Origin of the sequence: Burkholderia sp. Ax-1719, from assembly GCF_011753055.1 — a bacterium.
GTDB lineage: Bacteria > Pseudomonadota > Gammaproteobacteria > Burkholderiales > Burkholderiaceae > Paraburkholderia.
In genome coordinates this window covers 23,223-33,436 of the sequence record NZ_VWWJ01000049.1, presented here as the reverse complement: position 1 = coordinate 33,436, position 10,214 = coordinate 23,223, and the positions used below count along the sequence as shown (strand labels likewise).

Genomic DNA, 10,214 nt, shown 5'->3' with positions numbered 1-10,214 from the left:
GTTGCTGCGTCTGCAGCAGAGAAACGAGATTATGCAGACTCTTTTCCGATCCGTCAACATCTTTTTTTAGGTCGCTGCTTAAAAGCAGGAAAAGATGTCGCCGGAGCGTCCCGCCGTTTCTCGCGGCCGGCTTCGCTGCCGATCAGGCCGAACAGCGAAGGGGGCGAATCTTAGCGCTACCCGCCGTGGGCTGCAAGGGGGTAGCGCAAGTATTTCTTACTTCCCTGCGATCGCCGCCAATGGCACGGCATTCGCCATCGCCGCGTAACCCGTATCGCTCGGGTGGATGTGGTCGCCGCTGTCGTACTCGCGGCGCAGACGCAGCGGATTCGCGGGATCGCGCAGCGCCGCATCGAAGTCCACCACGCCGTCGAACTGCCCGCTCGTGCGAATCCACTGATTCACCTTCGCGCGAATCGCCTCGCGCTCGGGCGGCAGATCGGCCGGCGTGATCGTCGCGCCAAGCAGGCGCACGCCGCGTGCATGCGCCGCGGCAATCACGCGCCGATACCCCGCAATCAGGTCGTCCGCATTCACCTGCGTGTGCGGGAAGTCGCAATCGAGCCCCGCGCGCGGCGGCATCGACTGGAAGTTGATGTCGTTGATGCCGATCAGCAGCACCGCCGTGCGCACGCCCGCATGCCCCAACGCATCGCGCTGGAAGCGACGCTCAAGCGCCTCGCCATAGCACGGCGAATCGCTCAGCAGCCGGTTACCGCTGATCCCGAGATCAATCACGGCCAGATTCGTCTGTTCACGGGCGAGACGCTTCGCCAGCGCATCGGGCCAACGGCGATTCTCATTGAGCGACGAGCGCATGCCGTCCGTAATCGAATCGCCGATTGCCGCGATCGTCTGCGCGCCCGGCGCCTCGACCGCCAGCCCCGTCACCCACGCGTACTGCGTAAAGCGCACCGGAAACGCGCCGATCGAGGGATCGGCGACGTGATCGCCCGGCCGCGAGACATAGTTCACCTGACTCGCCACACGATGCCAGGCCACCAGTTTTTGCTCGCCGCCCATATAGCTGCTGATCGCGTAAGGCGCGCCCTGCTTCAGGCCGATGCGCACGGGATCGCTATCGAGCTCCGCGCCCGGTGCCAGCGACACCGAAGCCTTGCCGCCAAAAGTCACCCGCACGCTTTCGGCCTGACTCACCGCCGAGCCGCCAGCCGAAGGCGCAATCGCCATCGCTTCAATCACAAGCGGCGCGCGCCCATAGAGATTGCTGATGCGCACCCGCGCGACTTCGCCGCCGAGCGTCGGGTAGACGATCTGCCGGACCGTGCGGCCTGCGACATCGGGCGCACGGTAAAGCGGCGGCAGCGCTTCCCGCTGGGGAATGGACTGGAGCGCGGTTGCCCAGCTCGTCACCCAATGGGCGCCGGCGGCCTGCGGAACGGCCTGTTGAGCGAAAGCCGGCGTCGCCGCGCCGATCGAAACGAGCAAGGCGGCGCGGGCCGCGGTGGTAGCAAAGGAGATCTTCATGCAGTCGGTTGCGCGCGTAGCGCGCGCACGTGTCCCGGTTAGTCAGGCAAAACGCCCATTGTGCCCCATGGCCCGGATCGTGGCCTTCCCTCTTCCTGACAGACAAACCCACCCGCGACGGCAAGCACCGCACCCACAAAATTTCTCCAGATCACACCATCGATCCACTAAAACACAAGCAGCAAGTCCGGCAAGTTGCGCGCTGGGTTCACCGCCCTTTGCGCAAGCTCAAAATATTCATTTACCGACCGGTCGGTTGGTTTATACTGCACTCCACACCAAACTCCGACGAGAGCGTTCCCATGTACACGCAATCCCTCGACATTCCCGGCAATGTCGCTCCGCTGGACGCGGCGGCGGCCTCGCCGGAGCAGGCCGACTTCGACGCGATCATGGCCGCCGACGGCAAGATCGAGCCGCAGGACTGGATGCCCGACGCCTACCGCAAGACGCTGGTGCGCCAGATCTCGCAGCACGCGCACTCGGAAATCGTGGGCATGCTGCCCGAGGGCAACTGGATCAGCCGCGCCCCCAGCCTCAAGCGCAAAGCCATCCTGCTCGCCAAGGTGCAGGACGAAGCCGGCCACGGTCTCTATCTCTATAGCGCGGCGGAAACGCTGGGCGTCTCGCGCGATCAGCTGGTCGACGCGCTGCACGCGGGCAAAGCCAAGTATTCGAGCATCTTCAATTACCCGACGCCCACGTGGGCGGACGTCGGCGTGATCGGCTGGCTGGTCGACGGCGCGGCGATCATGAACCAGATCCCGCTGTGCCGCTGCACCTATGGCCCGTACGCGCGCGCCATGATCCGCATCTGCAAGGAAGAGTCGTTCCATCAGCGTCAGGGCTTCGACGCCCTGCTCGCCATGATGCAAGGCACCGACGCGCAAAAGGAACTCGTGCAGCAGGCCGTGAACCGCTGGTGGTGGCCGGTGCTGATGATGTTCGGCCCGAGCGACGCCGATTCCGTGCACAGCAACCAGTCGGCCAAATGGGGCATCAAGCGCATCTCGAATGACGATCTGCGCCAGAAGTTCGTCGATGCCACCGTCGAGCAGGCCAAGGTGCTCGGCGTCACGCTGCCGGACGCTGACCTCAAATGGAACGAGGCGCGCGGCCACTACGACTACGGCACGATCGACTGGGAAGAATTCTGGCGCGTCGTCAACGGCGACGGCCCGTGCAACCGCGAACGCCTCGGCACGCGCGTGAAGGCGCACAACGAAGGCGCCTGGGTGCGCGAAGCCGCCCTCGCCCACGCCGAAAAACAACGTCAGCGCGCCGCGGATCACGCCACCCGGCACGCCGCCTGAAGCTAAAGGAGACAGAGATGAACAAGGAATGGCCGATCTGGGAAGTGTTCGTGCGCAGCAAGCAGGGCCTCGACCACAAGCACTGCGGCAGCCTGCACGCCGCCGATTCGTCGATGGCGCTGCGCATGGCGCGCGACGTCTACACGCGCCGTCAGGAAGGCGTGAGCATCTGGGTGGTGCCGTCGTCGGCGATCACGGCGTCGGATCCGAACGACAAGGCCGAGCTGTTCGATCCGGCCGGCGACAAGATCTACCGCCATCCGACGTTCTACACGCTGCCCGACGAAGTCAACCACATGTAAGAGCGCCAAGATGACGACGCCCACGCAAGAACACCTCGCGTACGTGCTGCGCCTCGCCGATACGGCGCTGATCCTCGGTCAGCGCAACACGGAATGGTGCGGCCACGGCCCGATCCTCGAAGAGGACATCGCGCTCGCCAATATGAGCCTCGACCTGATCGGTCAGGCGCGCCTGCTCTACACGCACGCCGCCACGCTGGAAAAGGCGCTCACCGGCCGCGAGCGCACCGAGGACGACTACGCCTACTTCCGCGCCGAGCGCGAGTTCGCCAACTTCACACTGGCCGAGCTGCCGCACTTCGGCCCGCTCGCCGGCACGACGCATTCGGCCAACGATTACGCCGTGACGATCGTGCGCAACTTCCTGTACGCCTCGCTGATGGCGCATCTGTGGACCGCGCTGCTGCGTTCCGCCGACAGCCAACTGGCCGCCATCGCCGAGCGCTCGATCAAGGAAACGCGCTATCACGTGCACCACGCGCGCGAATGGCTGATCCGTTTCGGCGACGGCACGGACGAATCGCATCGCCGCGCCCAGACCGCGCTCGACTGGCTGATGCCGTACACGCGCGAGTTCTTCAGCACCGATGCGGTGGAAAGCGCTGTGGCCGAAGCCGGCATTGCGCCGCTCACCGCGCAGCTCGAAGCCGCCTGGCGCGCCGACGTGGAAGCCGCACTCGAAGAGGCCACGCTCGCGGCGCCCGCACCGGTCAAGCACGTGACGACCGGCAAGCACGGCGAGCATTCGGAACACATGGGCTTCGTGCTCGCCGAGATGCAAAGCCTCGCGCGCCAGCATCCGGACGCACGCTGGTAAGCCACGCGGGCTTCACGAGGAAATGAAGATGCAAGCGACGATGCAAACCCCGGCCGATCACACGCTCGCACGCGCGTGGCAGGTGCTCGAAGCGGTGCCCGATCCGGAGATTCCGGTGGTGTCGATCCGCGAACTGGGCATCCTGCGCGACGTGCGCCGCGCCGACGACGGCCAGCTCGAAGTGGTCATCACGCCCACCTATTCGGGCTGCCCGGCGATGTCGCAGATCGCCGAGGACGTCGCGCACGCGCTGGACGCCGCGCAACTCGCGCCGTACCGCATCGCCACCACGCTCTCGCCCGCCTGGACTACCGACTGGATCACCGACGAAGCGCGCGAAAAACTGCGTGCCTACGGCATCGCGCCGCCCACGGGAAATTGCGGCAGCGGCGCGGCGCACGGCACGGCGGCCGAAAAGCCGATCACCTTCATGCCGAAACTGCCCGCGCCCGTCTGCCCGCGCTGCGGCTCGAAGCACACCGAGCGCCTCGCGCAATTCGGCTCGACCGCGTGCAAGGCGCTCTACCGCTGCATCGACTGCCGCGAACCCTTCGACTACTTCAAACCGTACTGATATGGCCACTCCGCAATTCCATTCGCTGCGCATCCGCGAAGTGCGGCCCGAAACCGCGGACGCGGTCTCCGTCGCTTTCGAAGTCCCGCCCGAGCTGCGCGAGGCGTATCGCTTCACGCAAGGGCAGTTCGTCACGCTCAAGACCCACATCGACGGCGAGGAAACGCGCCGCTCGTATTCGATCTGCGTCGGCGTGACCGACTACGATCGCGACGGCGAACTGCGCGTCGGCATCAAGCGCGTGCGCGGCGGGCGTTTCTCGAACTTCGCCTTCGACCAGCTGGCGCCGGGCCACGAAATCGACGTGATGACGCCGGACGGGCGCTTCTTCACGCATCTGAACGCCGAACACGGCAAGCACTACGTGGCGTTTTCGGGCGGTTCGGGCATCACGCCGGTGCTGGCGATCATCAAGACCACGCTGGAAACGGAGCCGCGCAGCGCCTTCACGCTGGTCTACGGCAATCGCAGCGTGGACGCGATCATGTTCGCCGAGGATCTGGAAGACCTGAAGAACCGCTTCATGGACCGCTTCCGGCTGTATCACGTGCTTTCCGACGACCTGCAGGACGTCGAGCTGTTCAACGGCGTGCTCGATCAGGAAAAGTGCGCGGCCTTCATCGAATCGCTGCTGCCGGCCGAAGAGATCGACGAAGCCTTCATCTGCGGTCCCGGCCCGATGATGGATGCCGCCGAAGCCGCGCTCAAGGACGCGGGCGTGCCCACGAAGAACGTGCACGTCGAGCGCTTTGGCTCGCCGCTGCCGCAGGCGGGCGTGCCCGTCGTCGAGATCACCGAAAGCACGCCGGCGGCGGATCTGGAGATCGTCATCGACGGGAAAAAGCGCAAGCTGCGCCTGCCCTACGAGGGCGTGAGCCTGCTCGACGTCGGCCTGAAGGCGGGTCTGGCGCTACCGTATGCGTGCAAGGGCGGCGTGTGCTGCACCTGCCGCGCCAAGGTGCTGGAAGGCGAAGTGAAGATGGACAAGAACTACACGCTGGAGGAGCAGGAAGTGAAGGACGGCTTCGTGCTGACCTGTCAGTGTCATCCTGTCAGCGAGCGTGTGGTGGTGAGTTTCGACGAACGATAAGTTCTCACGCGCCGTAGGGCGCGATGCCTTAAGCATGCGGGCCTCGACGTGTCACGCGCGATGTTCACGCGGTGTCACGAATAGACCTTAGAGCAACAGCACGCTTTCGGCGCTCCCGCGATCCGCTTACACTAGGGGCCGCCCGCGAGTGGTGCAGCGCAGCGCTGCATCGGTGCGGGCGGTCCCTTTTGTCTTGTGCGCGCCCGCTCGCATCTGACACTTATTTTGCTGTTCAAGGCGTTCATGGTGAACGCAACGAGTTGTCGATGACCACGATCCACCTCATCCACGGCGAGCCGGCTGCGGCCGCGCTGCGTCAGGCTCTGCGGGCCCACGAGGCCGCACGCCCCGCCAGCGCCCAGACAGCCGCGCACGTGATTGCGCTGGCCGACGACCTCACGGTCGGGCCGCTGCGCGATATCGACGAGGCGGCCAACCCCGGTATGGTGCTGCGCGCGGCGTTCTGGCAGCGCGTGGATGGCGACTGCGGCGCGGCCGACGAGCGTGAACCCGCCCAGACGCTGGCACAAGGCGACTGCGCGGCGCTCATGGCGCTGGAAGCCGACAACGCCAATGTGGTGATCTGGCACACGCACGACGCCGCCGACCAGCTCACGCTGCGTCGCGCCTGCTACCGCCTGCGCAATGTGCCGCAGCGCCTGAACGAAGTGCGCCTGACACCCTCTGATCTCGCCGGCACGCAGGCTGAAGCCGCCGCCCGACTGCAGGCGCGCCTGCCCGACGCCGCACCGATCTCCGTCCTGCGCATCACGCGCCTCGCGCTCGAATGGCAGGAAGCGAAGTTCGCCAATGGCGAGACGCGCCGCTGGCGCGACAACACCTTCACGAGCGGCACCTGGGCCGATCTGGACGCACAGATCCTCGACATCCTCGGCGAGGCAACGCCGCCCAGCGAGTCCCCTGCGCCGTGGCTCGCCTGCGATACGCTGGGCGCGGCGCTCGTGCGCGGCGGCGCCGGCTTTACGGTTGGCGAGCCGGTCGTGCGCTGGCGTCTGCGCGAGCTGGCGTCCGCGGGCGAACTGCGTCTGCGCGACGACCTGTGCGCCGCGCGCACCGGTGGCCAGAGTGCTCAGGACGCCCGCAACGCGCGCCCCATTCCGGTGCATGCGGCCGCGCATCTTTCCCTTTCCCGCTGATCCTCTGCGGCTACGCAGCTAAAAAAACAGCCGAACCCCGCTGATAAAACATGGCACGCACCCGAGCGCCCGACCACGAAACCCAGCGCGACCAGATCCTCGAACTCGCCGCAGCCAAATTCGCGCAAACGAGCTACCCGAGCACGTCGATGTCCGATCTCGCGGCGGCGAGCGGCACCTCGAAGGCGCGCCTGTATCACTACTACGAGAGCAAGGAAGCGATCCTGTTCGATCTGCTCGACCGCTACACCAAGCGGCTGATGCTGATCATCGCCGAGGTGGAAGGCGCCAGCCAGCGCCGCGGTCTCGACGAACGCGATTGCTTCGCCGAACTGATCCGCGCGTTCCTCGCCGAGTACGAAACCTCGCACAGCCGCCATGTGGCCCTGCTCAACGACGTGAAATACCTCGTGGACGCACAGCGCGAGATCATTCTCAACCGCCAGCGCGATGTGGTGGCCGCATTCACCCGCCAGCTCGCACGCGCGTATCCGGGCCGCGTGACGGCGGAAAACCAGACTTCGCTGACCATGATGCTGTTCGGCATGATCAACTGGACCTTCACCTGGCTCAAACCAGGCGGCCGCATGGGCTACCGCGACTTCGCCGAGCAGGTGATCGAGGTCATGGATCACGGTCTGCAGAACGCCTGAGCGCGATTCGAACGATCGATCAATTCGGGCCAGATTGATGCGCCGCAACATGATGTGTAGTCACAACAATTGACGCGTCAAGCTATTCGCCACGAATACACTATAAAAATCAATATGTTACGCGTCTCAATTTATTAATTAGGCGCAACACTCAAATCCGTAATCCGGGTTTTCCCTAGATCGACCCCAGGGTTTCCGCTAGAATGCGTTTTGCGGCGCACCATGTGCGCCGCCTTTCGTATCTCAGGGAGGACCCGCCATGACCAACATTTCGACCCAAGCCAACGAGCCGATCATCGCATCCGCTCGCCCGCTCGCGTCCGGACATTCGCCGGTCATGGTGCGCGTACTCACTTCCGCCGACCGCGAACGCCTGCTCGCGCACTTTCTCACGCTCGACAGCGAAGACCGCCTGCTGCGTTTCGGCCAGGCCGCGCCCGACCACGTGATCGAAAACTATGTGCGCTCGCTCGACTTCACGCGCGACACCGTGTTCGGCGTGTTCGACCATCAGCTGCAGCTCGTGGGCGCAGGCCATCTGGCCTATCTGCCGGCGGACGGCAATGGCCGCACGGCTGAGTTTGGCGTCTCGGTGCTGGAAAGCGCGCGCGGTCAGGGCATCGGCTCGAAGCTGTTCGAGCGCGCCGCCATCCGCAGCCGCAACACGCACGTGACCACGCTGTACATCCACTGCCTGTCGCGCAACTCGACGATGATGCATATCGCCCGCAAGGCCGGCATGAAGATCGAGTACGCCTACGGCGAAGCCGATGCGTATCTCTCGCTCGAACCGGCCGATCAGAGCAGCATCATTGCGGAAATGCTCCAGGAGCAGGCTGCGGTGTTCGACTATGCGCTCAAGCGCCAGGCGCGCCAGACCTCGAAGCTGATCGAAACGATGCTGCCGCAGGCTATCGCAGCATGACTTCTGCCCGGCCTGGGTTGAATGAGCAAGATTGAAAAAGCGGCTTCGGCCGCTTTTTTTACGTCTGCGATCGCTACACCACCTAGTTCTGCGGGATCGGCAGCGCCGTCGTTTCCTTGAAGGTCTGCAGCGAAAAGCTCGAACGCACATCGATCACCGACGGATGGTGCAGCAACTGGTCCTGCACGAAGCGCGAGAAATGCGCCATATCCTCCACCTGCACGCGCAGCAGGAAATCCATATCGCCCGTCATGGCGTGACAGGCCACCACTTCCGGCCAGGTCTGCACCGCTGCGCGGAACAGCTCCGCGTGCGTCACGCCCTCGCGCCCCGACGCCGTCGGCCCGCGCTTTTCCAGCCGCACGTTCACGTAAGCCAACAGATCCAGGCCGAGCATTTGCGCGTCCAGCAACGCGACATAGGTGCGGATCACCCCACTCTCCTCCAGCCTGCGGATACGCCGCAAGCACGGGCTGGGCGAGAGATTCACGCGATCGGCAATTTCCTGATTCGAGAGCCGGCCATTTTCCTGAAGAATCGCCAGAATTTTTCGATCGATTGCGTCCAGTTCGATGCTCGCCATTTTCTGCCGCCGGTTGATTTGATGAAGGCATTTTATAGCTCAAATTGGCGCACGAGCGATTAAGTTCGCAAGTTTTCGCCTAGGTCGCGCAGCTACACTTTGTCGCACGAAATCGCCCATCTGAAGCGCTCATCAGGATCAGTCAGGAGACAACCATGCAGGTCCCCACCTGGGAAAATCCCGTCGGCACCGACGGCTTCGAATTCATCGAATACACCGCGCCGGATCCCAAGGCGCTTGGCAAGCTGTTCGAGCGCATGGGCTTCACCGCCGTCGCGCGCCATCGCCATAAAGACGTGACGCTCTACCGTCAGGGCGACATCAACTTCATCGTCAACGGCGAGCCGGACTCGTTCGCCCAACGCTTCGCGCGCCTGCACGGCCCGTCGATCTGCGCGATCGCGTTCCGCGTCGAGGACGCCGCCAAGGCCTACAAGCACGCGCTCGATCTGGGCGCCTGGGGCTTCGACAACAAGACCGGCCCAATGGAGCTGAACATTCCGGCCATCAAGGGCATCGGCGATTCGCTGATCTATTTCGTCGACCGCTGGCGCGGCAAGAATGGCGCACAGCCGGGCAGCATCGGCGACATCAGCATCTATGACGTCGACTTCGTGCCGATCGAGGGCGCGGAGCAGAACCCGGTCGGCCACGGTCTGACCTACATCGACCACCTGACGCACAACGTCCACCGCGGCCGCATGAACGAATGGGCGGAGTTCTACGAACGCCTCTTCAACTTCCGCGAGATCCGCTACTTCGACATCGAAGGCAAGGTGACGGGCGTGAAGTCGAAGGCGATGACCTCGCCGTGCGGCAAGATCCGCATTCCGATCAACGAGGAAGGCGGCGAGACGGCGGGCCAGATCCAGGAGTATCTGGACGCCTATCACGGCGAAGGCATCCAGCACATCGCGCTGGGCACCAACGACATTTACGGCACAGTCGACGGCCTGCGCGCCTCGCAGATCGCGCTGCTCGATACCATCGACACGTACTACGAACTGGTGAACCGCCGCATCCCGGGTCACACTGAACCGCTGGACGAACTGAAGAAGCGCAAGATCCTGATCGACGGACTGCCGGAAGACCTGCTGCTGCAGATCTTCACGGAGAACCAGATCGGCCCGATCTTCTTCGAGATCATCCAGCGCAAGGGCAATCAGGGCTTCGGCGAAGGCAACTTCAAGGCGCTGTTCGAATCGATCGAACTTGACCAGATCCGCCGCGGCGTGGTGCAGGACAAGGCCTAAGCCGAAGACAAGCCGGAGATAACCCGGCGATCAATGCAAAAAGGGCGAAGATCACGCGA

The 10,214-nt window shown here is 64.3% G+C and carries 11 protein-coding genes; 9 read left to right on the top strand and 2 right to left on the bottom strand.

Going from position 1 to position 10,214, the window contains the following annotated elements:
* Positions 1–216: 216 nt before the first annotated feature.
* Positions 217–1,488 carry an SGNH/GDSL hydrolase family protein gene (locus tag F3J17_RS35200; protein WP_167070340.1) on the bottom strand — a complete coding sequence of 424 codons (1,272 nt, stop codon included), beginning with the start codon at positions 1,486–1,488 and terminating at the stop codon, positions 217–219.
* Between the two features lie 302 nt (positions 1,489–1,790).
* Here F3J17_RS35200 and paaA point away from each other — a divergent pair, with 302 nt between their 5' ends.
* From paaA to F3J17_RS35160, 8 genes are all read left to right on the top strand, one after another.
* Complete coding sequence (gene paaA / locus F3J17_RS35195; protein WP_167070338.1) at positions 1,791–2,801, top strand: 1,2-phenylacetyl-CoA epoxidase subunit PaaA; 1,011 nt, start codon at positions 1,791–1,793, stop codon at positions 2,799–2,801.
* Between the two features lie 17 nt (positions 2,802–2,818).
* Positions 2,819–3,103, top strand: coding sequence for a 1,2-phenylacetyl-CoA epoxidase subunit PaaB (gene paaB, locus F3J17_RS35190; protein ID WP_167070336.1), 285 nt, complete (start codon positions 2,819–2,821; stop codon positions 3,101–3,103).
* Between the two features lie 10 nt (positions 3,104–3,113).
* A complete protein-coding gene (paaC, locus tag F3J17_RS35185; RefSeq protein WP_167070334.1) occupies positions 3,114–3,920 on the top strand; it encodes a 1,2-phenylacetyl-CoA epoxidase subunit PaaC in 807 nt (268 codons plus the stop codon).
* Positions 3,921–3,948: 28 nt separating this feature from the next.
* Complete coding sequence (gene paaD, locus F3J17_RS35180; RefSeq protein ID WP_167070332.1) at positions 3,949–4,494, top strand: 1,2-phenylacetyl-CoA epoxidase subunit PaaD; 546 nt, start codon at positions 3,949–3,951, stop codon at positions 4,492–4,494.
* A 1-nt stretch (position 4,495) separates the two neighbouring features.
* Positions 4,496–5,584: a 1,2-phenylacetyl-CoA epoxidase subunit PaaE gene (gene paaE / locus F3J17_RS35175; protein ID WP_167070330.1), complete on the top strand. Its 1,089-nt coding sequence runs from the start codon at positions 4,496–4,498 to the stop codon at positions 5,582–5,584.
* 266 nt (positions 5,585–5,850) lie between these two features.
* Positions 5,851–6,741 (top strand): DUF1835 domain-containing protein, encoded by an 891-nt coding sequence (locus F3J17_RS35170; RefSeq protein ID WP_167070328.1) that lies wholly within the window; start codon positions 5,851–5,853, stop codon positions 6,739–6,741.
* Positions 6,742–6,791: 50 nt separating this feature from the next.
* Complete coding sequence (locus F3J17_RS35165) at positions 6,792–7,394, top strand: TetR/AcrR family transcriptional regulator (protein ID WP_167070326.1); 603 nt, start codon at positions 6,792–6,794, stop codon at positions 7,392–7,394.
* 259 nt (positions 7,395–7,653) lie between these two features.
* Positions 7,654–8,319, top strand: a complete 666-nt coding sequence (locus F3J17_RS35160; protein WP_167070324.1) for a GNAT family N-acetyltransferase — start codon at positions 7,654–7,656, stop codon at positions 8,317–8,319.
* A gap of 82 nt (positions 8,320–8,401) precedes the next feature.
* Here the strand turns inward: F3J17_RS35160 and F3J17_RS35155 are convergent, their stop codons facing one another.
* Positions 8,402–8,902, bottom strand: a complete 501-nt coding sequence (locus F3J17_RS35155) for an Lrp/AsnC family transcriptional regulator (protein ID WP_167070322.1) — start codon at positions 8,900–8,902, stop codon at positions 8,402–8,404.
* A 155-nt stretch (positions 8,903–9,057) separates the two neighbouring features.
* Between F3J17_RS35155 and hppD the strand changes: the two genes are divergently transcribed.
* Positions 9,058–10,155, top strand: a complete 1,098-nt coding sequence (hppD, locus tag F3J17_RS35150; protein ID WP_167070320.1) for a 4-hydroxyphenylpyruvate dioxygenase — start codon at positions 9,058–9,060, stop codon at positions 10,153–10,155.
* The last annotated feature ends 59 nt before the right edge of the window (positions 10,156–10,214 follow it).